This is a genomic window from Nocardia sp. NBC_00416, assembly GCF_036032445.1.
GTDB lineage: Bacteria > Actinomycetota > Actinomycetes > Mycobacteriales > Mycobacteriaceae > Nocardia.
On the sequence record NZ_CP107932.1, the window covers coordinates 2,656,835 to 2,683,155 of the forward strand.

The following is a 26,321-nucleotide window of genomic DNA, read 5'->3' on the forward strand; positions in this document are numbered from 1 at the left end:
ATACAAATGCCGCCTTGTGTTGACTTTCCCGGCCGCGCCGTGGACCATCCGAATATGTCAGCTGGATCACAGACTGCCCTCGTGTCGATCCCCGAGCCGGTGCAGGTCGAGCGCACCCGGATCGTCGGCAGCATCTACGACCACGTGGACGAGATCGCCGATCGGAGCAGCTCCGCGATACTGGCGCAGATCCCCGGATACGCCGGCCGCGACCGCGAATTCCGCGCCGATGTGCACGATCAGGTCGCCCGGTTGTGCCGGACCGGCCTCGGCGCGCTGCTGGATCAGCGCCGGGTCACCCCGGCCGATCTCGCCTCTACGCGCCGCGCGGCGGTGCGCCGGGCCCGATCCGGTCTCCCACTGGTCGACTACATCACCGCGTTCCGGCTCGGCCAGCAGGCCTTCTGGAAATCGCTGGTCGCGCACGCCGGCGACTCCCCGGCCGCACGGGAGGCGACCCTGTCCATGGTGTTGCCGCTGACCCGGTACTGCGATCTGGTCAGCGCCCACGCCACCCACGCGTACCTGGAGTTCCAGCAGAACCAGTCGGCCGAGGCCGGCCGCGACGGCCGCGACCTGATGGAATGCCTGCTCGGCGGGTCGCTGCCGGAGCGTGGTCCGCTACTGGCGCTGGCGGCCACGCACGGTATCGGGGTGACGAATCCCGAACGCCTCGTGGTGGTCACGGCGACCGCGCTGAGCACCCGGGACCGTCGCGGAAGCGAACCCGCCGACACCGAGGCTCCGCATATCGCCGCCGCCGCCCTGACCCGCACCGCGGTGAACGGGCACCGCACGCTGACGGTGGTCGGCGACACCGATATCGTCGCCGTCGCCGGCCTCGGCCGCACCGGGACCGTCGAGGATCTGTGCGCGCGGCTGCGGCGCACCCGCGAGGCTCTCGCCGGGGAGGGGATCGTGACCGCGCTCGGCATCAGCACCGTACTCACGGGCGTCGACCACCTCCCCCGCGGCAGGCAGGAGGCCCGGGCGGCGCTGGAGCTGCTGCCGGACGGTGGCGGGGTCATGGCGCTGCCGGAACTGACCCCGTTCCGCTATCTGGTGCTGAGTTCGGACGAGACCGCGCGCACTCTCGTCGATTCCCGGATCACCAGAACGCTCACCGAGGATCAGGCGAAGGGCGCGGTGCTGGCCGACACCATCCGCGCCTTCGTCGCTGCCGATATGAACCTGCGCGAAGCCGCCGACGCACTCCGCATCCATCACAACACCGCCAAATACCGCCTGCGACGCATCCAGCAGCTCACCGGCCGCAATATTCGCAGTGTCACCGATCTGGTGGAGCTACTGGTCGCTATCGAACTGCGGGCCACACCCCGGCCGGCCGCGCGCCAACCCTCATCCTGACCGCGGACCGCGAGAACCACCGCCGGACAGCGGAATCGGGCCGCGTTTCCGGTGCGTACCGGATCGTCGAACTCGATATCGGCCGGGTCGTGGAACCGGTGGTGGTGAGGGCGGAGGGCTGATCCGGCGAACCGCCGTCCTGCCGACGCCCGCCCCCGGCGACTCACCCCTGGTTCGTATGCGCCCCTCGCGGCGGCCTGGGTATCATCTCTCGCCAGATGCGAAACGTGCGTTGGCCGAATATTTTCGAGCAGGAATTTCCTTTCGGCCGCCCACAGTCCCGCCCGGAAGCGGGCGCACGACCACAGGGGGTACTCGAGTGACAGGGCCGTCCCGGCTGCAGCCGGCGAACAGACGCGGCAGAAGTTCCTCGTCCGTCGATTCCAGCGGATCCCGGACACCGATATACACCAAGGAATTCGCCGCCGATCCGCACGGCTTCTATCAGCGGATGCGCGCCCGGCACGGCGCGCTGGCCCCCGTGGATCTCGCCCCCGGAGTCCCGGCGACGCTCGTCGTCAGCCATCGCACCGCCGTCCGCATTCTCGGCGACCCCGTCCACTTCCCGGCCGATCCACGAGCCTGGCAGCAGAAGGTACCCGCCGGCCTACCGGTCGTGCCGGTGATGCGCCGTCGGCCGAACGCATTGCGCACCGACGGCTCCGAGCACGAGCGCTATCGCGCGGTGACCGTCGACGCCCTCGCCGGGGTGGACCTGAACTCGCTACGGACCGTGATCGCGCGCACGGCGGTCCACCTGATCAACCAGTTCTGCGCAGACGGCGCCGCCGACCTGATCGACCAGTACGCGCGACCGCTGGTATTCCACGTGCTCGATGAACTGGTCGGCTGCCCGCCCGCTCTCGCCGACCGGCTGACGCCGGTTCTCACCGCGATATTCGATATGCACGGCGACGAGGACGCGGAGGCTACGGCCACCACGGTGCTGGCCGAACTCGTGGCCGCCAAACGCGCCGAGCCCGGCGGGGACCTCACCACCCGCCTCATCGAGCATCCGGCGCGACTGACCGACGAGGAGCTCGTACACCAGCTTCTCGCCATCTACCAGGCGGGCACGGAATCGCCGCGCAACCTCATCGCCAACACGGTGCTGCTGATCCTCACCGATCCGCGGTTCACGACCAACCACGTCGGTTTCGCGCCGCCGACCCGGGACGCGCTCGAGGAGGTGCTGTCCGCCGACCCACCACTGGCGAACCACAGCATCGTCTACCCGCCGCTTCCGGTGTTGATCGAGGATGTGTGGCTGCCGGCCGATCAACCGGTCCTCGTCAGCCCGGCGGCCTGCGCGGGCGATCCCGACCGGTCCGGCGCGCATTATCCGGGCGCCGGCGGCGAACTCGCCTGGGGCGGTGGTCCACACGCCTGTCCGGCCCAGGCCCGGTCGATCACCTATCTGCTCGCCGAGGAAGCCGTCGACCAGTTGCTGGACGCGCTTCCCGACCTGGGTCCGGATCCGGTCCGGGACGAGCCGTCCTGGCGACCGGGACCGTTCCACCGCGCCCTCACCGCCCTACCGGTCGAATTCCCACCGACCCAGCGCATGAACCTCCCCTGACCGCGGCTCTCCGCGTTGGCGGCGAGTACGTCGGCGCCGCGCGCTCCCTGGTCCATCCCGTCGCCACCGCTGCTGATCGATGTGCCGGTGAATTCCGCCGCGACGACCGGGCCGGCCGTGCGGGTCCGCCCTACCGGGGAAATCGCCGAACCTGCCCGGAAGCGGTAGAAATACCAGCGGGCCGGTTCCAGTCCGCGTACCTCCGGGTGCACCGAATGCCCCAGCGCGTGGTCGGCGACCACGGTGCCGCGCCGCACCACCCGACCGCCCCGTGGCCACCGGATGACGCGCCGATGACCATCGGACGAGTGTTGCCGAATCCGCCGCCCGTTCCTATCGGCGACCCGGGATCATCGCTCGGCCGACACCCTCGCGGGCGCCCTCTGCCACCCGAACCTCGGCCGGGGCGCACGGATCTCGGAGATCCGCGATCTGCGGTCACCGCCCCCGCCGGGCGCCCCCGATACCCCGGGGCGGCGGCCCGCGCCCGCCTCGTGTATTGTCTCGGTAGCCGCATTCTCGGCACCTTCCACCACGTCATCATGTGGAAATAGATTTATGTGTAACCGGCGGTTACACATAAATGGTTCACTCGACGCACCCGCCTTCCATTCGCACCATCGGCCGTTCACCGGCCGTAGACCCTCCCCACTGACGTCCGAATTCCCGGGGGCCCTCTCCGCCGCGCGTCGACACTTTGCGGCACAACGACTTTCGCGAGTTCATCGGCATCACAGGATGCCCGGGCACGATATCGCCGCACCGAACGTGTTGTCACCCACGGAATCGGGCCCCGCGCGGAGGATTCGGCTAGTACGGTATAGCCACCGCATTGCTGCGGGGTGAATGGGAGCGGTGGGAAAGGCGGGGCAGGATATGTTCGATCCGGTATCGTCGTTGACCGGAGTAGTTCCATCGCAGGCTGATAAGCCCGCGACGACACCGCGTGCCGGACAGCTACCGAGGTACCTACGGCGGCGCCGTCCAGATGCCATACCGTTGCTGACGGGCGACCCTCTCGATACGGCTGCGTCGTTCGAGCAATCCGCGCCCGATTCCGTCGATCAGCCGCCGACCCTGGCGACCCGGTACCGCAGCGCCGAACCCATCGACTGGGAGGGCGCGACGGTGTATCCGCTCTACAGCGAGCAGTTGCCCACCGCCGCCGCGTCGCTCACCGTCACACTGCTGTCGGCCACACCACCGACGGGGCTGGCCGGAGTCGGGATCGGGCTCACCATGGTCGACGGGTACATCGATATCGATCAACGCCACCTGACCGGGGTGGACATCTGGCGGGACGCCCTCGAACGCGGTGTCACCTTCGATCTGTCCGCGAATGCCCCCGGCGCCCTGTTCGCGCTCACTCCGGTCTGGGCGGACGCCGCGGGCGAACCGCGATCATGGTCGGGCAACTACGGAATCGTCGTCGAGCGCACCGAGACGGGTCGCACCGTGCTGTGGTGCAGTATGGGCGAGGGGCCACCGCATTTCGCCGACCTGGTGGTCGAGGTCCGCAGCACCGCCCTGGACCCGCATCCACGGCTGTTCACCCCCAGCACCGGCGCGGTCCCGGTGGTCTCGGTGCCGGCCCCCCGACCCGAAACCGGTAGCGGTCCCCCACGTTCGGATACCTCCGGCGAATCCGTGGCCGTCCGCGTGACGGCCGAGCATCACCGAACCGGAGCAGATGCGGCGGGCCCGGCAGTTCCGGACGACGCCGAGGTGGAGGGTTATCCCTGCAGCCTGTCCGATCTGTTCCTGCGAACGCGAGACGCCGATGACATCGGAGGCATCGCCGACCGCTGGGCCACTGCGCCGAACGCCGCTCCGGCGACCCGAGACCCCGGCACCGCCATCCTGCTCACCGGGCCCGACGAGTGGTACACGCGCACCGCCGAGCACGACTTCCCCGACGTCCAGAGTCCGACCGGGCGACACGGGTGGGCCGAAGCCCCGGATGAGACGGGCCTCGTCCCGGTGATCAGCGACCCGGATCTCCCGGACTACGGCCCGGAACCTCTCCGGTCACCGGTGTCGTCCGCCGATCCGGCTGTATTCCCGCTGTCCGCGTCGTATTTCGCGGTACCGCTGACCTTCCACCCCGCCCCTGACGACGAAGCGGCGACTACGGACGGTCATTCGATGATCGATACGATCGCCGACGATTCGTTCGCGCCGCTGCCCGCCTCGGAGACCGCGACCAGCGCCGATACGGTAGCGGACCGCCACTACGGTCTGGGTGCGGTCTGCTGCGCCCAGGGCGACGACGAACAGGCCTGCCGGTTGTGGGCGCAGGCCGCCCGAGCGGGCCATCTGGCCGCCGCGTACGACCTGGGCATGCTCTATTTCCGCCACGACGAATTCGATGCCGCGGAGCGGTGGTGGCGGGTCGCGGCCGGGCGTCGGCTCATCCGCGCGATGGCGGCTCTGTCGGATCTGCTCGAGCATCGCGGCGCGGTGACCGAGGCACGGATGTGGCGGACCCAGGCCGTCGCCGAGGAAGTGATCGCCACGGTCGCCCGGCCCGCCGCGCCGTGGCCCGTGACGACCGTTGATCTGTAGCCGGTTCTCGTGCAACGTTTTTCGTGTTCAGCGATCAGTTTCGGCGGCCACGACAGTCAGAGGTGGTGATATCCGCCGGGTCATCGCTTGACCTGAACCATTGTCGAGGTTGTTGAGTTCATGAGTATGGAAGCCCCGCAACGCAGCACCGGTGAGGCCGCGACCCGCCTCGACCTCACCGACCCCACCGTCCGGACCTTCGCGCAACTGCTCGTGAACGTTCTGCTGGTGTCGTTCATCAACTTCACCGTGTGGTTCGGCATTACGTTCTTCGTGTACCTGCAGACCCGCTCCGTATTCGCCACCGGGATGATCGCCGGGATCTTCCTGGTGGCCACGGCCGCCACGGGCGTGTGGTTCGGCAGTATCGTCGACCACCATCGCAAGAAGTCCGTGATGCAGGCCTCCGCGCTCGTCTCATTCGGCATCTACGCGGTCGCGCTGGTGTTCTACTCGATCACACCGGGTGAGATATGGCGCGATCCGGCGAATGCGCGACTATGGGTGTTCATCGTGCTCCTGATGGCCGGGGTGATCGCCGGAGGGCTGCGGACGATCGCGCTGCCCACCATGGTCACCGCCCTGTTCGACGCACAGGTCCGGGATCGCGCCAACGGCCTGGTCGGCACGACGACCGGCGTCTCCCACCTGGTCACCTCGGTGGCCAGCGCGCTCCTGGTGGGCTGGAACGGCATGCTGGGCGTCTTGATCCTGGCCGTCACCGTGCTGGCCGCCGCCCTGGTCCACCTGCGACGTCTCCCCCTGCCCGAAGCGCTCGCCCACGCCGCCGCGGCGGGCGAGCCCCGCCGCGTCGACCTGCGCGGGACGATCGGCGTCATCCGCGGAATTCCCGGAATGATCCCGCTCATCGCGTTCGCGGCGCTGAACAACCTGCTGTTCGGCGGCCTGATGGCCCTCATGGATCCGTATGCGCTGTCGATGATGTCGGTACAGGCGTGGGGCGCCATCTGGGGCGCGCTGAGCGGCGTGATGATCCTCGGCGGCCTGCTGGTGGCCCGCACCGGCACCTCCGCGAACCCGGTGCGGCTGATCCTGCTGATCAACCTGGCCCTGTGGGCGGTGATGCTGGGGTTCCCGATCCGGGATTCCGCGACCCTGCTGATCGGCGGTTTGGCCGTGTTCATGATCCTCATGCCGTTCGCCGAAGCCGCCGAACAGACAGTGCTGCAGAAGGTTGTCCCCTATGAGCGGCAGGGCCGGGTCTTCGGTTTCGCGCAGAGCGTGGAACAGGCCGCGTCACCGCTCACTGCGTTCCTGCTCAGTCCACTGACCCAGTTCTTCTTCATCCCCTTCATGACCGACGGGTCGGGCGCGCGATGGATCGGCGGCTGGTTCGGCACCGGCGAGGCCCGGGGCATGGCCCTGGTGTTCGTACTGCTCGGAGTTCTCGGGCTGCTCTTCACCGGGTACGCGCTGAGCAGCAGGCACTATCGCCGCCTGAGTCGGAGTTACCTTGCGGGCGAGGATGATTCGCGTGCGGTCACCGCCACCGCCGAGCTTTCGGCGGACACGGTCGGCGCCTGACTCGATTCCGGCGACGGCGACCCGGGAAAACCGGTGGACGGACCCCGCCCGACGACCCTAGGGTTGGCCGCCATGGGAACTTTGGGCAGCGACGGAGTGTGCGCGATCGGCGCGTATTACATCCGCTTGCGCACCGCAGCTCGGACTCTGCCGGTGCACCCCACACTCCGCTGATCCGGCCGCACCGTCCCCACCGAGGGATCGGTCGGCCGTGAACCGGTGCCGGTTCGTCGAACCGGCACCACCGCGAACTCCTCGGCGCCTTCGGCGCCGCCTGCCGCCCCGGCATGGGTCCGGGCGAATCACGCAACTCGATTCGGCCCACTCCCTTCGGAGGACCTCCCATGTCCCGCACTGCCCCGGGTCCGCGTCCCCGCGTGTCCGCGACTCGCAAGACGCTGTCACAGAATTTCCTCACCGATACCCGCACAGCCCGCCGTATCGTGCGCTCCTCGGGTATCGGCAGTCGCGATCTCGTCCTCGAGATCGGCCCCGGTGACGGTATCCTCACCCGCCATCTCGTAGTGCACGCCGGCCGGGTGCTGGCCTACGAGAAGGACCCGCGCTACGCGCGGCGGCTCGCCGCACGCTATTGCGGCGACCACCGGATCCAGGTACTGCTGGCCGACTTCCGCGGCGTGGCCCCGCCACCGCAACCGTTCGCCGTCGTCGCCAACATTCCCTTCGCGGTCAGCACCGATATCGTGCGCTGGTGTCTGGCCGCCCACCGGCTGACCTCGGCCACCCTGCTCACCCAGTACGAATTCGCTCGCAAACACAGCGGCGATTACGGACGGTGGAGCAAACTTACGATCACACACTGGCCGGATTCGACATTCGTGCTGGGCGAGCGGATCGACCGACGCGAATTCTTCCCGGTCCCCCGGGTCGATGGCGCGGTGCTGCACATCGCGCGACGCCCGGTCCCACTGCTCCCGCTCGCATCCGGCGCGGATTACCGGCGACTGGTCGAACTCGGGTTCTCCGGAGTGGGCGGCTCGCTCGCGGCGTCGCTGCGCCGGGCCCACCCTGCCCAGCAGGTGGCCGCAGCCTGCCGAGCTGCCGGAATATCGGACGATGCCCCGGTGGGCCTGGTGTCTCCGGACGCCTGGCTCACGCTCTTTCAGCGTTTACGCGATACGAGCCGCCGCATGCCGGCGACGAACAGACCGGTACGAAGGCCGCGGCCCGTTCACCGGGGTCGGTGAACGCTCTCGGTCGGAGCCAGGTGTCGAACTGCTCGTCAGGGGTGGGTGTGAACACCCATGCCTCCGGAGATGATGAGGTTGTCGCCGGTGATGTAACTCGCGGCGTCCGAGGCGAGGAAGGCCACGCTTTCGGCGATGTCGGCGGGAGTACCGACGCGGCCGAGCGGGACGTCCGCAGCCCAGGACTCGATCATTTCCCGGGAGACACCCATCTTGCTGTAGGCGGGGGTGTTGATCAGTCCCGGGCTGACGGCGTTGACGCGGATGCGGCGGGGGGCGAGTTCGATCGCGAGAGACCGCATGAGGGGCAGCAGCGCACCCTTGGCCGCTGTCATGGCGGGTCCGACCCCTTCGCCGGCACCCACGGTGAACACGACCGAGGCGCCCTCGTTGAGGAGCGGGAGCGCCTTTTGCAGGGTGAAGAAGTTTCCCTTGACGTTGATGTCGAACAGGGCATCGAAGGTGCCTTCGTCGGTTGCCTCGATGGGGCCGGGGCGGGAGATGCCCGCGTTGAGGAAGAGCAGGTCGAGGGAACCGAATCGTAGGCGGGCCTGGTCGATCGCCTGGTCGATGTCCGGCAGGGACCGTGCGTCGGCCCGGACCACCACGACATCTTCGGGAAGTCCGGCGTCGGCGAACGTGTCGACGCCGGTGACCATGACGCGGTAGCCGCGGGAGTGGAGTAGTTCAGCGGTTGCCTTGCCGATGCCGCTGGTTCCACCGGTGATCAAAGCTGCAGGTGCGGACATGATGTGTTCCTTTGCGTGCCGGTGACAGGTCTGCGTGCTCGTGAGAAATCGGGGTGATCGGTGAGCACTTCCCTGGGGCAGCGGGCCGTGCAGCGACGGTCACCTACTGGCAGCGTAGGACAATCTGACAGTAACTGCCAGCCCTCGCGCCTATGCCAGACTGGCAGTGCTGGTCTAATCTGATGGGATGAAGCAGGAAGCCGAGACAGCAACGGGCGCACCGACCACGCTGTGGGACCGGACACGGCAGCTGGCCACCCGAGAAATCCTCGAAACGGCCCTGCGCCTGTTCACCGAGCAGGGTTACGTCGAGACGACCACCGCCCAGATCGCCCGCGAGGCCGGCGTCTCCCAGCGCACCCTCTTTCGCTACTTCCCCGCCAAGGAAGACCTTCTCGGCGGCAACCAGGACCGGTTCGGACTGGTCCTGACAGCCGCGATCAGCGAACAACCCACCGAAGCCAGTGCCTGGGAGGCCCTGCGCGCAGGCGTCGCCGCCGCACAGGCCCTGCACGAGACCCGCGAGCAGGCCCTGGAGCGGTTCCGGCTCCTGCACAACACCGCCGCCCTGCGCGCCGGTTGGCTCGAAAAGCGACTGCGCTTCCAGGAAGACCTGCTGCCACTGATCAAGGCGCGCATGGACACTGCGGCCGGCAGCGCGGACGCGAGGGCCCGCGCAGTGATCGCGACAGCGTTCGCATGCCTGGATGCCGCATCGATGGCCTGGGTCGACAACGACGGCAAGGGCGACATCATGGACCTGTACGACGAGTGCCTGGCTGCGGTGCGCGGCTGAACCACCCGGTGATCGTCAGCGGCCGCAGCACCAGCCCATCGCCGCCACCACCGTCGACGGGACCTGTACGAACTCCGCCGCGGCGGCTGGACTCACCTCGGCGAAGTTGGTGCCGGTCTGCTCGAGTCGATGGCGAAACCGATTTCCGGCGAACACTACGGCGCCCCCGATGGAAGCGCTGACACGGACACGACAACGGGGACGAACCCGTACTGGGTTCGTCCCCGTCGTGGGCGACTGTCCCGTCTACACCGGCGCGAACTCGCGGTCGGCGATATACGCCGGCCGCCGGGCCGGGGCGGCGAACGGTTTCTCCAGGGTGTTCTCGACACTGTTGAACACCAGGAAGATATTCGACCGCGGGAACGGCGTGATGTTGTTGCCGGACGCGTGCATGATGTTCGAGTCGAACAGCAGCGCCGAACCGGCCGGACCGGTGAACTGGGTTATCCCGTACTTGTGGGCCAGTTCGGTGATATCGGCCCGGCTCGGCACACCGATCTCCTGCTCACGCAGTGACTCCCGATAGTGGTCGTCCGGTGTCGCGCCCTGACAGGGTACGAACGTCCGGTGCGATCCCGGCATCACCATGAGGCTGCCGTTGTACGGGTAGTTGTCGGTCAACGCGATGGACAGGCTGACCGCGCGAGGCGAGGGCATACCGTCTTCGGCGTGCCAGGTCTCGAAATCGGAATGCCAGTAGAAGCCGGTGCCGAATCCGGGTAGGTAGTTGACCCGGCTCTGGTGGATGTACACATCCGATCCCAGTACCTGCCGGGCCAGGTCGACCACCCGGGATTCTCGCACCAGCTCCGCCACCGCCGGACTCAGTGTGTGCACCTGGAATACCGAGCGCACCTGCCGCGACGATTTCTCCACGATGAGCCGGTCGTCACCCCGCAATTCCGGATCGCTCGCCAGCCGATCGATCTCGGCGGCGTATTCGGCCACCTCCTCGGGTGCCAGCAAACGATCCAGAATCGCGTATCCGTCGGTATCGAACGCAGCCAGTTCCGCGTTGCCCATCCGGCCCCACACAGTAGCGTCGTGCCGCTCCTGCCGCGGCAAGCGCTCGGCGGTTCTGGTCGGATAGCGATCGATCCGATTGTCAACCAACGTCGTTCGTCCTTCCTCTCAGTCGGCCGGAACGGCGATCAACGGATAGACGCCGTTCTCGTCGTGCACCTCCTGCCCCGTGACAGGGGGATTGAACACGCACAGCATCCGCATCCGTGTCCGTGTCCGCACCTCGTGCTTCTCGTGCCCGTTGAGCAGGTACATCGTGCCCGGGGCGAGATCGTAGGTGCGATCGTTGGTCAGATCGGTGAGGGTGCCTTCACCCTCCACCAGCCAGACCGCTTCCACATGGTTCTGATAGTGGAAGACGTGGGTGGTACCGGGCTCGATGGTGGTCTCGTGGAACGAGAATCCGACCCCGTCACCGCCCAGCACAATCCGTTTGCTCCGCCAGCTTTCGGCGCCGACATCACGATGGGTGCCGGTGATCTCTTCGGTGGTGCGCACGATCATTCGGATGTTCCCTTTCAGCTGCAGACGGTTTCGACGGCATCGCCCAGGATGTGCAGACCCTGGTCGAGTTCGTCATCGGCGATGGTCAGCGGCGGCAGCAGTTTGACTACTTCGTCCGACGCACCCGAGGTCTCGGTCAGCAGTCCACGTTCGAACGTGACCTGGCAAACCTTCCCGGCCTGCGAGGCGTCTTCGAAGACCAGGCCGTGCACCAGGCCGCGGCCCCGAGTGGACACCCCCGGAACGGCCACGGCGATCTCGTTGAGTGCCGTGGCCACCCGCTTGCCCTTGGCGACGGTGGACTTCTCCAATACATCATCGGACCAATAGTGCTCGAGCGCCACCTGCGCGGTCACGAAGGACGGATTGTTACCGCGGAAGGTGCCGTTGTGCTCGCCCGGTGACCACACATCGTGTTCGGGCTTGAACAGCACCAACGCCATGGGTAAGCCGTATCCGCCGATCGACTTGGAGAGGGTCACGATATCGGGAGTGATACCGGCCGTCTCGAAGGAGAAGAACGGGCCGGTACGGCCGCAACCCATCTGAACATCGTCCACGATCAGCAGGATGCCGCGGGCGGAGCACAGCGAAGCCAGATGGCGCAGCCATTCGGCCCGCGCCAGGTTCACGCCGCCCTCGCCCTGCACCGTTTCCACGATGACCGCCGCCGGACGGTCCAGGCCGGACGACGAGTCGTCGAGCACCCGCTCCATCCACTGGAAGTCGGCGGTGGTGCCGTCGAAGTACCCGTCGTAGGGCATCGGAGTGGCGTGGTTCAGCGGCACACCCGCGCCCGCGCGCTTCATGGAGTTACCGGTCACCGATAAAGCGCCCAGCGTCATGCCGTGGAAGGCATTGGTGAAGCTGAGGATCGTCTGGCGCCCGGTCACCTTGCGGGCCAGCTTGAGTGCCGCCTCGACCGCGTTGGCCCCGGTCGGGCCGGGGAACTGCACCTTGTAGTCGAGGCCGCGCGGCGCCAGCAGGGTGTCGCGGACGGTCTCGAGCAGTTTGCGCTTGGCCACCGTGGACATGTCCAGGCCGTGCGTGATGCCGTCACCGGCGATGTAGTCGACCAGCGCCGACTTGAGCAGCGGATTGTTGTGGCCGTAGTTCAACGCGCCCGCACCGGCGAAGAAATCGAGGAAGTCCTTGCCGGCCTCGTCACGGAGCCAGGCGCCCTGCGCGGTCTCGAAGACCGTCGGCCAGGAGCGGCAGTAACCCCGCACATTGGATTCGATGTCGTCGAAAATCGTCGTTTCGGCGGTAATCATCAGTGATCCCTTTCGTTTTTACGGGCGATCGGGGAAATGTGGTAAAGGTCCTCGGCGGCGTGGCTGTCCGGGAACAGATCCGGTCCGAACAGGTCGCTGCGCACCATGTCGGCGCCGCGGCGGCGGGCCAGCGAGGCGAACATGGCGATCGAGGCGGGATTATCGGGGGAAACGGTGGTCTCCAGCGCCTCCACGGCGCCGCCGGCCGGATGGCCGGGGGCGGTGACGGTGGCGACCAGCCAGTCCAGCATGGCGACCCCCAGGCCACGGCCACGCTGGTCGGCGTCGACGGCGACCTGCCATACGAACAGGGTGCCGGGCGTTTCGGGTCTCGAATAGCCGGTGACGAAGCCGACGACGCGGCCTTCGCTCTCGACGACTACCGATGTGGCGGCGAAATCGCGACACCACAGCAGGTACGCATAGCTCGAATTGACGTCCAGAACCTTCGACTCGTCGGCGATCTGCCACAGCCGTGCGGCGTCGGTGATCCGCGGTGCCCGCAGGACCACGCCGCTACTGGCGGGCTCCGCATCGGTCGCGGCGGATGAACTGGTCGAACCGGTGCCGGCCGTGCCGGCGGTCTGCGTGGACTCAGTGTGTAAAGGCATACAACTCCGATGTCTGCGTGCAGTACTTTCCCAGGCTTACGAACGAACGTTGAGGTGACCTGGTCGAGTTCTTTACGATCGTGTTACAGGCTTGTTAAAGCGACCCTCTCCTTCTTCGATACCCGGTAGCCGGATTATGAAACGGGCGCCCCCACCGGGACGGTCCGCGCACTCCACCCGGCCCCGGTGCGTGGCTACTGTTTCGGCGACCAACGCCAGGCCGATACCCGTTCCGCCCGTGGCGGAACGACGGCCCGTGCGCGAGGTCGCGAAACGATCGAATATGCGTTCCCGGTCCGACGGCGCGACGCCCGGGCCGGCGTCGTCCACCTCCACCACGGCGTCACCGCCGTCGCGCAGCACCGTCACCGCGACCACGCCCCCACCGTGGCGGTCCGCGTTCTTCAGCAGATTCACCACGGCGCGTTCGAGTTCGAGTTTGCGTCCGAGAACGGTGACGTCCTCCCGGACATCGAGCAGTTCCGCCGGACGATGACTGTCGTGCAGCGTGTGCGCGACCAGTTCGCCCACCGACACCTGATCGGCGTCCCCGTGATGCATACCCGCTTCGACCCGGGCCAAAGCCAACAGATCGTCGAGCAGCCGGCGCAGGTGATCCACCTCCGCGCTCACCAAGTCCAAGGCCTGGCGGGATCGAGACGGCAGCTCGTCGCGGTACCGGTTCAGTACACCCACCGCGGTGGTCAGGGTGGTCAACGGGGTCCGGAGTTCGTGACTCACGTCACCGAACAGCCGGTGCTCCCGATCGATGCGCCGTTGCAGCGATTCGACCATCCGGTTGAACGAGTCCACCGTGCTGGCCAGGTCCTGGTCGTTGCTGTGCGGCAACCGGGTGCCCAGCTCGCCCGAGGCGATCAGAGCCGCGGCCGCGGCGACATCGTGCAGCGGTTTCAGCATGCGCCGGCTCACCTGGACCCCGACCCCCGCGCCCACCAGCGCCGCCACCAGAGCACAACCCACCAGAAGTACGGGCCGGTGCTGGATCCGCTCGCTGAAGGTGCGGCTCTCGTCACTGAGCACGGCGAAGACCCCCAGGACAAGGGCCAGCGCCATCAGGCCGGAGGACGCCGCGAAAGCGGTCGTCACCCGGCTGCGCAGGCCCCAGCGACCCGGATCGACCCCGACCCGGGTTGCGCTCATCGCGCTGCCCATGACTTAGCGCTGTACGTCCAGCCGATAACCGAGGCCACGGACGGTGACCACGATCTGCGGGTCGGACGGATCCCGCTCGATTTTGGTGCGCAACCGGCGCATGTGCACGTCGACGATGCGTTCGTCACCGAAGAAACCGCGGTCCCAGACCCGTTCGAGCAGCACATCGCGGCTCAGCACCCGGCCCGGCGCGTCGGCGAGTTCGCACAGCAGCCGGAATTCGGTGATGGTGAGGTTGATTTCTTCGTCGCCCCGCCGGACCGCGCCCCCGTCGGGGGACAGGATCAAGGGGCGATCGGGATCGGCGTCCAGTACCACTTCGATCGGCATATCCCGCTCCACCGACAGCCGCGCTCTCCGGCGCAGCGCCCGCATCCGAGCGGTGATCTCCTTGATCTCGAAGGGTTTGGTCACGAAATCGTCGGCGCCGGCCTCCAGGGCCGCCACCACGTCGTGCGTATCGTCGCGAGCGCTGACCACGATGATCGGGACGTCGTGATCCCGGCGTATCTCCCGGATACAGGTGAACCCGTCCATACCGCCGAGCATCAGATCGACGATCATCACATCGGGCACGCCGATCGTGCGCAGATGGGTGAGCGCGGCCTCGGCTTCCTCGGCCTCCGCGACGTCGTAGCCCTCGTCCTCCATGGCCAGGCGCAGAGCACCCCTGACCCGGTCGTCGTCTTCCACGATCATCAGGTTCGCGCTCAATATTCAATCCCTTGCAGACGCACGTGGCGTGCCGCGGCGCGGGTCTCGCATCCCCATACCGACGCGACAGCCCGCTACTCAGCTTACTCGAGCAACCTTTCGGTTATGTGAGTAGCCGGAAGGCCTGCCGGGTAAACCTCCGGAGTGAAATGCCTCACGTTCAGATATCGCCGACGCGTTCCAGACGGAAGAAATTGCTGGGAGTACCGTCTGCTCGCAACTCCTGATAGCGGAAGCTGAGTTTACGCGCGTCGAACGTCGCGAACCAGTCCGCCCAACTGACCGGTTGCAGCACCGCGCCGCCGTAATGGGGGAAGCCCAGCCGGAGGACCCCCACTTCTCCGTCGTACTGACTGCCGGGTGTGGTCGCCGGATTCGCACCGCGCCGCTGGGCCCACTGACGGATGACCTCGTGATTCGTGGTGACCATCGTTGTTCCGGGAGCGGCGGACAGGCCACCCTTCATGACGAACCTCCTTGCGGTAGGTGCGTACGTGCTCGCCCCGGTGCGACCATCGGTGTCCGCACCGGCTTTCCGGATTTGTACCCGCCCGCTCGGTTCTGCAAACACAGCGGACACACAAATGTCCGCCGAGTCCGCCGGCGGCGACGGCGCGATCCACCGGCGTTCATTCACCCGGCGGACACGTTGCCCGAAGTTTGCCTACTCCGCGCGGCGGCTCAGCCGACACCCGAGATCGGGGCCAGCGCGACCGTGATGTTATCGCTTCCGCCGCAGACGACGGCGTAATCCACGAGTGCCCGCGCCGCCTCGGTGGTCGGCACGCCGAGAGCGCGCTGCGCGAGATCGGCCGGGCCCGGCAGGTAGTTCCACAGCCCGTCGGTGCACAGCAGCAGCACCCCCGGGGTATCCACGTGGTAGGTCCGGATGCTGTCGCCCGACCACGGCTGCTGGCCGGCGTCGGCACCCAGCCAGCGCATCAGGGTATGCGCTCGGGGATCGGCCATCGCGGCCCGCTCGTCCATGGCGCCCGCTTCGATCAGCGTCTGCGCCCACGAATCGTCGACGGTGAGTTTCTGCGCGCCGGCGAGCATGCCCGGGTATCCCGGCCGGGCCGGTTGCTCGGTCGCGGGATCACCGGACGCCAGCCAGTAGGCACGACTGTCACCGATGTTCGACACGGTGACCGAGATCTGTCCCCCGGGTTCGGTGCGGACGATCGCCGACACATAGGTGCACGACGGGGCGTCCCCGTCCGGGCCGATCAGATTGCGGACCGCCTCCGACGCGGCCGCCATCCCCGCGGCAGTGGCCTCCTCGGGGGTTCGGTCTTCCGCCAGAGCCGCCAGACAGGCGTCCGCGCCGGTCCGCACGGCGGTTCCCGACGCGGCCTGCGGATCCGGTGACGACGAGACGCCGTCGCACACCACCAGCACGATGACATCCGGTTGTCCGCTGTCGTCCGGAACCACCGCCGCGGCCACGGCGTCCTCGTTACGCGCGTGCAGGATGCCACGATCGGTGACCAGACTCGCGACGCCCAGGTCGGCCTCGAACCGGTCCTGGATGCGATGCGGACGCTCACAGGACCGGCATCTGGGACCCCGGCTCTGGGTTCCGCAGTTCACGCACACCACTTCGGCGAGTTCATCGTCGGGCAGTGCGACGCGGTGGATTCCGGACGCCGGTATCTGCCGCGCAACGGTCACTTCCGCCGCCGCGGCCCGGCGCCGAGTATCGACGGTATCGCGCACGCGCGGTACGGGTTCGGTCACCGCGTCGAGAGTATCCGCCGGTTCCGCGCCTCCCGGGCTCGCGTCGGGGTTCATCCGGCCGCCACATTCATGAGTAGTTTCCGGTGCTGCCCGATCCGGATATTTCGGGTCTGCACACCGTCCCCCTTCGTTCGACCCGTTCCGTACTGACGATCGAAGATAGTACGCGGTGCGCAGGCGAGCGAGTTCACCCGCGCTCCTCGACTGCGCGCACCGCTTTGCGGGCCGCCACCAGCACCGGATCCCATACCGGCGAGAAGGGCGGAGCGTAGCCCAGATCGAGTGTGGTCATCTGCGCCACGGTCATTCTCGCGGTCAGCGCCACCGCCGCGATGTCGACACGTTTACCCGCGCCTTCGCGGCCCACGATCTGGACGCCGAGCAGCCGCCCCGTGATCCTTTCCGCCAGCATCTTGACCGTCATAACGGGTGCGTCGGGCAGATATCCGGCGCGGCTGGTGGATTCGATCGTGGCCGTGACGTACTGCAGACCCGCGGCACGGGCCTCCTTCTCCCGCAATCCCGTTCGCGCCACCTCGAGGTCGCAGACCGAGCTGACGGCGGTGCCGACGACACCGGGAAAGATCCCGTAGCCGCCGCCGATATTGGCGCCGATGATCTGACCGTGTTTATTGGCGTGGGTGCCGAGGGCGATATGTCTGTGCATCCCCGACACCAGGTCCAGTACCTCCACGCAGTCGCCGCCCGCCCAGACGTTCTCGTGGCCGGTCACCCGCATGGCCGCGTCGGTGAGCAACCCGCCGTGATCGCCGATCGGCAGTCCCGCGGCGCGCGCGAGCGACGTTTCCGGCCGGACACCGATCCCGAGCACCACCACATCCGCCGGATACTCCGTTCCGGCGGCCACCACCGTGCACGCCCGTCCGTCCGCCCCGGTCCCGATCTCGGTGACCTCGCTGTTCCCGATCACGGTCACACCCATACCGCACAGCGCGTCGCGCACCAGCGCACCCATATCCGGATCGAGCGTCGCCATCGGCTCCGGGCCGCTGTGCACGATGGTGACCTCGAAACCTCGGCGGATCAGGGCCTCGGCCATCTCGACCCCGATGTAACCGGCGCCCACCACCACTGCTCGCCGGCCGGTGGTAGCGGTCAGCGTCGCGATGAGCGATTCGCCGTCGTCGAGGGTCTGCACCCCGTGGACTCCCGCCGCGTCGATGCCGGGCAGTCGGGGCCGGATCGGGCGGGCGCCGGTCGCGACGACGAGTTGGTCGTAACCGGTCCAGGTCTCGACGCCCGAGGCCAGATCCCGGCTCCGCACCCGCCCACCGGAAATATCGAGTTCCACGACCTCGCTGCGCAGGCGCACATCGATCCCCCGGGCGCGGTGCTCCTCCGGTGTGCGCGCGATCAGATGATCGCGCTCCCGGACCTGACCACCGACCCAGTACGGGATCCCGCAGGCGGAGTACGAGGTGAAATGCCCGCGCTCGAAAACCACGATCTCGAGGTCCGCCGCGTCCCGGAACCGACGCGCCTGGGCGGCCGTGGACATTCCGGCCGCGTCACCTCCAACGATCACCAACCGCTCGGTCATGGGATCAACCTACCCAGATCGCGCGCCCCGCGCCGCATGCGAATCGCGCCCGCACAATGCGTATCGGCCGCCCGCCGGGCATTCCGTGAACTGTCTACGGCGCCGCCGATCCGAGCGTCCCCTCCGTCGCTTACGACGGCGGATTCCGGCGACCTCGCGGCCGGCTCAGGCGGAACGAGTGCCGATCGGCGAGAGGCGACTCACCGCGCCGCGCGACCGGCGGCCGGTGGTCTGCGTCCCGGCACGGTCGGTGAAGGTCAGGATGCCGTCCTCGATCGGGCTCTTACGAAGATAGGCGCGGTCGCGGAAGTAGCTGTTGACCACCTTCCACGGACCACCGGCGCCCTGCCGCGGCATCACCGCGTCACCGCGCTGGATATAGCCCGAACTGAGCGCGCCACCCATCACCGAGGCTTCGGACCGATCGGACTCCTCGGCATCGACCACGAACCGCGTGTATCCCTTGTCACGCATCCGGTTGAGCACCCGGCAGAAGTATTCGGCCGCCAGATCGGCCTTGAGAGTCCAGGACGCGTTGGTGTATCCGAGGACCATCAGGGCATTCGGAATTCCGTCGAGGAGCGCCCCCTTGTACATGACGCGATCGCGGGTCACCACGGGTTCACCGTCCACGTCCAGGGTGGCGCCGCCCAGGATCTGAATGGTCAGCCCGGTAGCGGTGACGACGATATCGGCCTCGATCTCCGCACCCGAGGCGGTACGGATGCCCGTTTCGGTGAACGTGTCGATGGTGTCGGTGACGATCGAGGCGCGCCCGCGGCGAATCGCCTTGAACAGGTCGCCGTCGGGCACGACGCAGAGGCGCTGATCCCAGGGCGCATAGGACGGGGTGAAATGGCGCATGTCCACACCTGGGCCTACGGCCATCCGCACCCACTTCAAGAACATCTGCCGGGCCAGCTTCGGCTGCTTACGGGACAACTGATAGCTGGCCTGCTGCACCGCGATATTGCGGGCGCGACCCACCTGATAGGTGAGCCCGGCCGGCGATTTGACCTTGGTCATCCCGAGCGCGACCGGATCCTCACCCGGGATGGAGGCGATATAGGTGGGCGACCGCTGCAGCATGGTCACGTGCGCCGCGTCGCCGACCATGGACGGCACGAGCGTGATCGCAGTGGCGCCGCTACCGACGACGACGACCTTCTTGCCGTGGTAGTCCAGATCCTCGGGCCAGTGCTGGGGGTGCACGATCTGCCCGGTGAACGAGTCCTCACCGGGGAACGTGGGCCGGTAGCCGTTGTCGTAGTCGTAATAGCCCGTGCACCCGACCAGGAAACTGCTGGTCCAGAACTCCTCGGCGCCGGTCGCTTCCTCGACCACCCGCACGGTCCACTGATTGTCCGGGCTGGACCAGCTCGCCGACACGACCTTGCGGCCGAACCGGATATTCGGGGTCACTCCGTATTCGTCGGCGGTTTCCCCGAGGTAGCGGCGGATACTGGCGCCGTCGGCGAGCATCCGGGTCCCCCGCCACGGCCGGAAGCCGTAGCCGAAGGAATACATATCCGAATCGGACCGGACACCCGGGTAGCGGAACAGATCCCAGGTGCCGCCGAGGGCGGTGCGGCGCTCCAGGACGGCGTAACTGCGCCCGGTGTTCTCCTTCTCCAGGTGACAGGCCACATCGATACCGGACAGACCGGCTCCGATGATCAGTACGTCGACATGCCGCGTCATTGCGTTCCTCGCTGCTCGTGCTCGGGTCGGCGGTCGTGATCGTCATCATGACCGCCACACCTTTTACATGTAACCGAGAGTACATAGCACTTGGCCGAACGCACACCCGCCACCCTCGCGGAGCGAAGGCCCCCGCCGGAGTGAGCGAACCCGGCAGCGACGCCGACGCGACGGCCGACGGCGGGCAGTTTCTATACCCAGACATCTGTGATCTAGAACATATTCTGCGGTCACGACCGCCCGGCGCCGATCCGGACTCGCACCCCGGGCCGAGCGACCGGTCGGGCGCGATCAGCGAGCCGTAGGTGAAGCCGGTGTACCCCTGGAGCAGCGAGGCCCCCGCGATCGAACCGGGAGCACACCGAGCGCGCACATCCGGATACGCGCGGCACCGGAACTCGGCGATCACGCCCGCCGGTTCAGCAGACCAGCAGCGCGGCCGACGCGGCGACCCCCAACGAGACGAGCCCGGCCAGCATCGACGCGGCGGCGACCCGCCATCGCGCCGGAATCACCGGCCCCCGAGCCGCGCCGGATGGTTCACCAGCGGACTGCCGACGACCGGCCCGAAACCGGCGCACCAGCGCACCGAGGGCGATCAACAGGGTGGCGACCAGCATGCCGCCCCCTCACGCTTCGGCGGCCGACACCGCGCGGCCGCCCGGCGCGGACGCCCGGCGCGGCGGGGCAACGATCCGCTGCCGGAGGAGACTGTCCGCCGTATCGCGAACAGTCTCCCGAACCGGCCGCATCGTCCACCCCAACTCCCGGCGCGCCCGGTCGGCACTGACGCGTTCGACTCGGCCCAGCGCCGGCACCGTCAGCCGCAGCCCACGGTCGAAGACCGCTACGAGCCGGACCAGCCGATCGGGCAGTCCCCGGGTGGCGATACGGAACCCGCGCGGCCCGAACTCCGCGGCCAGCAGCTCGGCCATATCCCGCATCCAGACGTGTTCACCGGCACAGATGTAGCGGTTTCCGGCCGCGCGCGGATTCTCCATCGCCAACCGGTGCGCCACCGCGAGATCCCGCACATCCACGACCGACCAGCCCACCCGCGGCAGCCCGGGGACGGCGCCGGCCAGTAGACGTCGCACCGGTTCATGCGATGTGCTCGTCTCCGGCGACAGCAGCGGACCCAGCACCATGCCCGGATTCACCACGACCAGATCCAGTTCCCGTGCCACGGGCAGGGCGTCGGCGAATTCCCACGCGGCTCGTTCGGCCAGCGTTTTACTGCGCTGATAGGCGGGACTGCGCTCGATCACCGTCCAGTCCGCCTCGGTGCGCACCGCGTCGTCGTGGTGCCCGTGCGCTATCGCCGCGGTGGAAGAGGTCAGCACCACCCGCCGCACAGCGGGTGAATCAGCACATGCCGTCAGCACGCGCAGGGTCCCGTCCACCGCGGTCCGGATCAATTCGCTCTCGTCGTCCGGGGGCGTCGCGGGGAAAGGGGACGCGACGTGCAACACCTGCGTGCACCCGGCGACCGCGGCCGCCCAGCCGGCGTCGCGGTTCAGGTCGGCCGCCACGAAATCGAGGTCGCCGCCCACGCGGGCCGCGTACTCGACCAGATGCGCCCGTTTCCCGGAATCGGCGAGGTCGCGCACCGTACCGCGTACGGCATAGCCGTGATCGAGCAGTTCGACGATGACATGTCCGGCAATGAATCCCGTCGCGCCGGTAACGAGTACTCGTGTGCTCATATCCACCTGTCCCGATTCGGGCCGCGCCTTATCTGAACGCTGCTCAGATAATCTAAGCACTGCATAGATTTGCTGTCCAGTCCCTATATCGACCGGGCTCCGCATTCGCCTAGGCTCAGCAGGTGACCCGGACCACCTACCACCACGGCGCCCTCCGCGACGCCCTGCTGGCCGCCTGTCTGCGGCTCATCGAAACCGAGGGCATCGGCGCGGTGAGCCTGCGCCGGGTCGCCCGCGAGGCCGGGGTGAGCTCGGGCGCGCCGTACCACCATTTCGCCGATCGCGCCGCACTGCTGGCCGATCTCGCCACGCAGGGCTTCCGGCTGCTCACCGACCAGCTCACCACCGCACGGGCCGCGGCTTCGTCCCCTACCGCGGCGCTCGTGGCATTGGAACAGAGCTATGTCCGGTTCGCCAGGGAACAACCCGGCTACTTCCGGTTGATGTTCCGGCCCGAGTTGTCCCAGCCCGAGAAGCATCCGAACACCCGGATCGCCGGCGAAGCCGCGTTCGGCGTGCTGGCCGACGCGGTGGCCGACTGTGTCGCCGCGGGCGAATTGTCACCCGAGCGCGCCGAACCGACCACCGTCACTCTCTGGGCGCTCGGGCACGGCCTGGCCTCGCTGTGGCTGGACGGCCAGCTCGACAAGCGCGGCACGATATTCGGCACGACCGCGACCGAACTGGTCGATTCGGTCCTGGACGGCATAGGCGGTCTCCTGCGCGCCGATAGCGGAGCACCCGGCCGGCCGGGTCCCGGGTGATACCGATTCGACGGCAGCGACCGGGTCGTGAACTCTCGCCCGTTCACCCCGCCGCCGACATCACCGCAGTTCGGCGATGACCGGCGCGAATGCCTCCAGATCCGCTTCCAGCACAGTGATATAGCCGAACCCGAAGCGGGCACGATTGGCCCGCAGGTGCTCGGCGATATCGCGCGCGCCGCCCAGCAGCACAGTGGGCAGATCATCGACCGCGTCCAGCACCGCCGGCTCGACCGCGGCAGCGTATCTGTCCAGGAACTCCGCCCGTTTCGATGCCGGGACCACCGCCTGCACCAGGACATTCAGTTCCACCTCCGGCGCCCGGTCGCCGAGCGCGGCGCGCACGAAGGCGACCCGCTCGTCGATCTCGGCCGGACCGGCCAGCCGCAGAGCGCCGGCGGCGGTGGACGCGGCGCCGGTGAAGGCCACCGTGGACGCATAGCGCGCGGCCAGGGTCAGCATCCGGTCGCCCCAGCCGCCGATGAGCAACGGCGGCCCGCCGGGGCGGGCGGGCCGCGGTTGGTAGTCCGGATCGGCCAGCAGAGTACGCAGGGTGCGCACCGCCTCTTCCAGGCGATCGACCCGCCGGCCGCCCGTACCGAAGTCGATACCCGCCGTCTCGAACTCCGCCTTCACATAGCCGGCGCCCAGACCCAGATCGAGCCGTCCTTCCACGAATCGGTCCGTGCCCGCCACCTCACGCGCCAGCAGCACCGGGTTGTAGAACGCCGCGTTGAGCACGAACGTGTTCAGCCGGACTCGCTCGGTGTTCTCGGCCGCCAGGACCAGGGCCGGGAACGGCGGCGCCAGGCCGAGATGATCGGCGACGCCGATGACGTCGTACCCGAGGTCCTCGGCCCGCCGGCATTTTCGCACCCACTCGTCGCGCGACTGAGGTACCACCATGTTCACGCCGAACCGGAAATCCTTTGGTGAACTCATCCTTCCTGCATACCAATCGCGGCGCCTCCTTGCCGCCCCGGCACCGACTGCCCGTGGACGTCACGCCGGACATAGGGTGGACCGGACTCGGGCGGATATCTCGCCGACCGAGCCGACCAGGAGGATTGTCGATGAACGCCACGAAAGCCCGGACCGGCCTGATGATCGCGGCCGCCGCGCTCGTACTGGCCGGCTGCACCGAAATCGAGCGCACCCTCAACCAGGGCGGCGATACACCGTGCCATGAGTACGTGCAGCAGGACCAGAAGACCAAACGCGTGACCATCACAAAGTTCCTGGAGGAGCAGCTCGGCCGCGAACCGACCGGCACCAACGTGGACCTGTCGATCGCCGCCGTCAACGGACTGTGCGGCGTACAGGCCAACGCGGATACCCCGATCGAGCGGGCGGATCTCGCCGGTATCGTCATCCGGAAATAGCTTGGCACTCCGTCGATTCGGAGGTACGGCGACGATCGCCCGGAACACACCCGGTGGGGGTTCGCACGAAACCGTCTACGGCACAGCCGTATAGCACAGTCGGATTCGGCGAACCATGGACACCCCCTCGCCCCGGCGAACACAATACGCAAGAATGTGTTCGCAAAAGTGCTGGCTGGAAAGCGAGCCGGAGATCGGGCAGTGGCGACCGGATTCGCCGGTTCCGTCCGGTCCGGGGTCGGAGACGATGTGCAAGGGAGCGATATGTTTCATCGAATCGATTCGGTAGCGCCGCCGCGGTACCTCGGCGCAACGCGGAGTTGTTGATGGCGTATCGCAGTGACCGGGTCGCGGTGACCGACCGGGCCCGCAACGCGCTCCGCGAGTTGATCGAACAGCACGGTCCGATCCTGCTGTACCTACCGCACCGCGAGGCCGGCGATCCGCAGCCGGACTGGCTGCCGATCCGCGATTTCCGCGCCGCCGAGGGCGATATCCTGTTCGGCCGCCTCGCCTGGCACACCGAACTGTGGATGAGCGAGCAGATCTACACCCGGTTCGAACGCGAGCATCTCACCGTAGATGTCCCCGCCGACGCCGGTCCGGCGCCGACCGGGGAACCGAACGGCAGTCCGCAGCCCGAGGAAGCCGCCACCTTCCTGCTCCGCACCCGCCGGCTCAGCGCCGCCGAGGCAGCGGCGCTCGACGGACGCAAACGGGGGACCCGCGGCACCGGCGCCTGATCGGCCCGCCGCCGCTCAACGCCCGGGCAGGAATCGAATTCCCCGGGCGATCGTCATCAGCGCCCGCTGCCACAGCTCCCGGGGGACCAGTGGCGGCGGGTCCAGATTCAGGAACCGGGTCGACACCACGGACTGGGGTTCGGTGAACTTCAGTAGTCCGTCCGGGCCGTGCCGCCGTCCCACTCCGGAGATACCTGTCCCGCCCATCGGCGCGGCGGTACTGCCCCAGGCCGGGGCGTAACCCTCGTTCACACACACAGTGCCGGTGTTCAGGAGGCGCGCGATCCGTTCGCCTGCACCGATACCGCCCGCCCACACGCTCGCGTTCAATCCGTATTCCGTGTCGTTGGCGGCCGCCACGGCGTCGGACACGGTCTCGACGGGATAGATCGAGACCAGCGGACCGAAAGTCTCGCCGCGAGCACAGACCATCCCGTCGGTGACTCCGGTGAGCACCGTCGGTTCGAAGAACAGGGGCCCGAGCTCGGGCCGCGGCGAGCCGCCGGTGAGCACGCGAGCCCCCTTGGCGACGGCGTCGGCCACGTGCTCGGTGACGATACGCAGCTGCGATTCCGAGATGAGCGAGCCGATATCCATCGAGTTGTCATAAGCGGCAACGAGTTTCGCCCCTGCCACCGCCGCGACGAACTTCTCGGTGAACTCGTCGGCCACCGCGCGCTGCACATAGATCCGTTCGATGGAGATGCACAACTGGCCGGCGTTGGAGAAACAAGCCCGCACAGCCGCCTGCGCCGCGCGGCCGATATCCGCGCCCGCGGTGACGATCATCGCATTCTTGCCGCCCAGTTCGGCGGAGAAACCGATCAGGCGAGCGCCGCACCGCTGGGCCAAGGTGCGCCCGGTGGCCGACGAACCGGTGAACATCAGATAGTCGCAGCGGTCCACCATCGCTTCGCCCACGACCGGCCCGGGCCCGGTCACGACGGCCAGCAGATCGCGCGGCAGCCCGGCCCGATAGAGCAGTTCGGCGCCGGCCAGCGCGGAGAACGGGGTCGCACTGTCCGGTTTGAGGATCACCGCGTTGCCTGCCAGCAGCGCCGGAATCGCGTCGCCCAGCGATAGCACCAGCGGGTAATTCCACGGTGCGATCACCGCCGCGACGCCCTTGGGCCGAACCGCGACGAACGCCCGGTTGAGCACCGGGAAGGCACCCGCGACCCGCTGATCGCTCAAGAGCGCGGGCGCGACGCGCGCGAAATAACGCGCGGCGAACATCAGCCCCATCACTTCTTCCTGGGCCGCCCAGCGCGCCTTACCGGTTTCGGCCTGGATCACGTCCATCAGCGCCGCACGGTGCGCCACGATCAACGACCGGAAGCGGTGGAACACCCGGGCGCGCTCACTCACGGATCGCGCCGCCCAATGCGCCTGGGCCCCGCGGGCACGCGTGACGGCCGCGGAGACATCCTCGGCGGTGCCCACCGGCACCGAACCCAAGGGCGCACCGGTGAAGACCTCGGCGATCGCGCGGTACGGACGAGCGGCCGCGTCGTCGATCGCGACCAGGGCGCGCAATCGGTCGAAAACATCGGTATCCGGGGCGGGCATCGGCGCCTCCTACCTGTCGGTGATCGCGAGGTAGGCACAATGTACC

Annotated in this window: 24 protein-coding genes and 1 pseudogene; 9 read left to right on the forward strand and 16 right to left on the reverse strand. The window is 68.0% G+C overall.

Annotated features, from left to right (window positions below; all coding sequences use genetic code 11):
• Nucleotides 1-81: 81 nt before the first annotated feature.
• Nucleotides 82-1,368, forward strand: a complete 1,287-nt coding sequence (locus OG804_RS10880; protein ID WP_328396489.1) for a PucR family transcriptional regulator — start codon at nucleotides 82-84, stop codon at nucleotides 1,366-1,368.
• Between the two features lie 319 nt (nucleotides 1,369-1,687).
• Nucleotides 1,688-2,947, forward strand: a complete 1,260-nt coding sequence (locus tag OG804_RS10885) for a cytochrome P450 (RefSeq protein WP_328396491.1) — start codon at nucleotides 1,688-1,690, stop codon at nucleotides 2,945-2,947.
• 113 nt (nucleotides 2,948-3,060) lie between these two features.
• Here the strand turns inward: OG804_RS10885 and OG804_RS10890 are convergent.
• Nucleotides 3,061-3,210: pseudogene (locus OG804_RS10890) on the reverse strand (PhoD-like phosphatase N-terminal domain-containing protein); the annotation flags it as partial.
• A 736-nt stretch (nucleotides 3,211-3,946) separates the two neighbouring features.
• Between OG804_RS10890 and OG804_RS10895 the strand changes: the two are divergent.
• The 3 genes from OG804_RS10895 (at nucleotide 3,947) to erm (ending at nucleotide 8,265) form a co-directional block, all read left to right on the forward strand.
• Nucleotides 3,947-5,512, forward strand: coding sequence for a tetratricopeptide repeat protein (locus tag OG804_RS10895; protein ID WP_328396493.1), 1,566 nt, complete (start codon nucleotides 3,947-3,949; stop codon nucleotides 5,510-5,512).
• Nucleotides 5,513-5,632: 120 nt separating this feature from the next.
• Nucleotides 5,633-7,057 carry an MFS transporter gene (locus OG804_RS10900; protein WP_328396495.1) on the forward strand — a complete coding sequence of 475 codons (1,425 nt, stop codon included), beginning with the start codon at nucleotides 5,633-5,635 and terminating at the stop codon, nucleotides 7,055-7,057.
• A 344-nt stretch (nucleotides 7,058-7,401) separates the two neighbouring features.
• Nucleotides 7,402-8,265, forward strand: coding sequence for a 23S ribosomal RNA methyltransferase Erm (gene erm / locus OG804_RS10905; RefSeq protein WP_328396497.1), 864 nt, complete (start codon nucleotides 7,402-7,404; stop codon nucleotides 8,263-8,265).
• Between the two features lie 35 nt (nucleotides 8,266-8,300).
• Here the strand turns inward: erm and OG804_RS10910 are convergent, their stop codons facing one another.
• Nucleotides 8,301-9,014: an SDR family oxidoreductase gene (locus OG804_RS10910; RefSeq protein ID WP_328396499.1), complete on the reverse strand. Its 714-nt coding sequence runs from the start codon at nucleotides 9,012-9,014 to the stop codon at nucleotides 8,301-8,303.
• Nucleotides 9,015-9,201: 187 nt separating this feature from the next.
• On the opposite strand from OG804_RS10910, the gene OG804_RS10915 reads away from it, so the two are divergent.
• Nucleotides 9,202-9,810, forward strand: a complete 609-nt coding sequence (locus OG804_RS10915) for a TetR/AcrR family transcriptional regulator (protein ID WP_328396501.1) — start codon at nucleotides 9,202-9,204, stop codon at nucleotides 9,808-9,810.
• Between the two features lie 246 nt (nucleotides 9,811-10,056).
• On the opposite strand, the gene thpD is transcribed toward OG804_RS10915, so the two are convergent.
• The 12 genes from thpD to OG804_RS10975 all read right to left on the reverse strand — a co-directional run bounded on the left by thpD (nucleotide 10,057) and on the right by OG804_RS10975 (nucleotide 21,817).
• Nucleotides 10,057-10,926 (reverse strand): ectoine hydroxylase, encoded by an 870-nt coding sequence (thpD, locus tag OG804_RS10920; protein ID WP_442941790.1) that lies wholly within the window; start codon nucleotides 10,924-10,926, stop codon nucleotides 10,057-10,059.
• An 18-nt stretch (nucleotides 10,927-10,944) separates the two neighbouring features.
• The gene (locus OG804_RS10925) at nucleotides 10,945-11,340 is read right to left on the reverse strand and encodes an ectoine synthase (protein WP_328396503.1); all 396 of its coding nucleotides are present in this window, start codon (nucleotides 11,338-11,340) and stop codon (nucleotides 10,945-10,947) included.
• A 14-nt stretch (nucleotides 11,341-11,354) separates the two neighbouring features.
• Nucleotides 11,355-12,614 carry a diaminobutyrate--2-oxoglutarate transaminase gene (gene ectB / locus OG804_RS10930; RefSeq protein WP_328396505.1) on the reverse strand — a complete coding sequence of 420 codons (1,260 nt, stop codon included), beginning with the start codon at nucleotides 12,612-12,614 and terminating at the stop codon, nucleotides 11,355-11,357.
• Complete coding sequence (ectA, locus tag OG804_RS10935) at nucleotides 12,614-13,225, reverse strand: diaminobutyrate acetyltransferase (RefSeq protein WP_328396507.1); 612 nt, start codon at nucleotides 13,223-13,225, stop codon at nucleotides 12,614-12,616. The genes ectB and ectA overlap by 1 nt, the downstream gene beginning before the upstream one ends.
• Nucleotides 13,226-13,297: 72 nt before the next feature.
• Entirely contained in the window at nucleotides 13,298-14,386 is a 1,089-nt protein-coding gene (locus OG804_RS10940; RefSeq protein WP_328396509.1) for a HAMP domain-containing sensor histidine kinase, read from the reverse strand.
• Nucleotides 14,387-14,401: 15 nt separating this feature from the next.
• Nucleotides 14,402-15,112 (reverse strand): response regulator transcription factor, encoded by a 711-nt coding sequence (locus OG804_RS10945; RefSeq protein ID WP_328396511.1) that lies wholly within the window; start codon nucleotides 15,110-15,112, stop codon nucleotides 14,402-14,404.
• Between the two features lie 160 nt (nucleotides 15,113-15,272).
• Nucleotides 15,273-15,578 (reverse strand): hypothetical protein, encoded by a 306-nt coding sequence (locus tag OG804_RS10950; RefSeq protein WP_328396513.1) that lies wholly within the window; start codon nucleotides 15,576-15,578, stop codon nucleotides 15,273-15,275.
• Nucleotides 15,579-15,793: 215 nt separating this feature from the next.
• Nucleotides 15,794-16,849, reverse strand: a complete 1,056-nt coding sequence (locus tag OG804_RS10955; protein ID WP_328396515.1) for a PP2C family protein-serine/threonine phosphatase — start codon at nucleotides 16,847-16,849, stop codon at nucleotides 15,794-15,796.
• Between the two features lie 187 nt (nucleotides 16,850-17,036).
• Nucleotides 17,037-18,410: an FAD-dependent oxidoreductase gene (locus OG804_RS10960; protein WP_328396517.1), complete on the reverse strand. Its 1,374-nt coding sequence runs from the start codon at nucleotides 18,408-18,410 to the stop codon at nucleotides 17,037-17,039.
• A gap of 165 nt (nucleotides 18,411-18,575) precedes the next feature.
• The gene (locus tag OG804_RS10965; protein ID WP_328396519.1) at nucleotides 18,576-20,111 is read right to left on the reverse strand and encodes a flavin-containing monooxygenase; all 1,536 of its coding nucleotides are present in this window, start codon (nucleotides 20,109-20,111) and stop codon (nucleotides 18,576-18,578) included.
• Nucleotides 20,112-20,530: 419 nt separating this feature from the next.
• Nucleotides 20,531-20,731: a hypothetical protein gene (locus tag OG804_RS10970; protein ID WP_328396521.1), complete on the reverse strand. Its 201-nt coding sequence runs from the start codon at nucleotides 20,729-20,731 to the stop codon at nucleotides 20,531-20,533.
• Between the two features lie 9 nt (nucleotides 20,732-20,740).
• Nucleotides 20,741-21,817 carry an SDR family oxidoreductase gene (locus OG804_RS10975; protein WP_328396523.1) on the reverse strand — a complete coding sequence of 359 codons (1,077 nt, stop codon included), beginning with the start codon at nucleotides 21,815-21,817 and terminating at the stop codon, nucleotides 20,741-20,743.
• A gap of 122 nt (nucleotides 21,818-21,939) precedes the next feature.
• Between OG804_RS10975 and OG804_RS10980 the strand changes: the two genes are divergently transcribed.
• The gene (locus OG804_RS10980) at nucleotides 21,940-22,581 is read left to right on the forward strand and encodes a TetR/AcrR family transcriptional regulator (RefSeq protein ID WP_328396525.1); all 642 of its coding nucleotides are present in this window, start codon (nucleotides 21,940-21,942) and stop codon (nucleotides 22,579-22,581) included.
• Between the two features lie 60 nt (nucleotides 22,582-22,641).
• On the opposite strand, the gene OG804_RS10985 is transcribed toward OG804_RS10980, so the two are convergent.
• Nucleotides 22,642-23,523 (reverse strand): TIGR03621 family F420-dependent LLM class oxidoreductase, encoded by an 882-nt coding sequence (locus tag OG804_RS10985; RefSeq protein WP_328396526.1) that lies wholly within the window; start codon nucleotides 23,521-23,523, stop codon nucleotides 22,642-22,644.
• Between the two features lie 131 nt (nucleotides 23,524-23,654).
• On the opposite strand from OG804_RS10985, the gene OG804_RS10990 reads away from it, so the two are divergent.
• Together OG804_RS10990 and OG804_RS10995 are read left to right on the forward strand one after the other, a co-directional pair.
• On the forward strand, nucleotides 23,655-23,963 hold the full coding sequence (locus OG804_RS10990) for a hypothetical protein (RefSeq protein ID WP_328396528.1): 309 nt from the start codon (nucleotides 23,655-23,657) through the stop codon (nucleotides 23,961-23,963).
• Nucleotides 23,964-24,289: 326 nt separating this feature from the next.
• Complete coding sequence (locus OG804_RS10995; protein WP_328396530.1) at nucleotides 24,290-24,706, forward strand: DUF779 domain-containing protein; 417 nt, start codon at nucleotides 24,290-24,292, stop codon at nucleotides 24,704-24,706.
• A gap of 15 nt (nucleotides 24,707-24,721) precedes the next feature.
• On the opposite strand, the gene OG804_RS11000 is transcribed toward OG804_RS10995, so the two are convergent.
• Nucleotides 24,722-26,275 carry a succinic semialdehyde dehydrogenase gene (locus OG804_RS11000; protein WP_328396532.1) on the reverse strand — a complete coding sequence of 518 codons (1,554 nt, stop codon included), beginning with the start codon at nucleotides 26,273-26,275 and terminating at the stop codon, nucleotides 24,722-24,724.
• Between the last annotated feature and the right edge of the window lie 46 nt (nucleotides 26,276-26,321).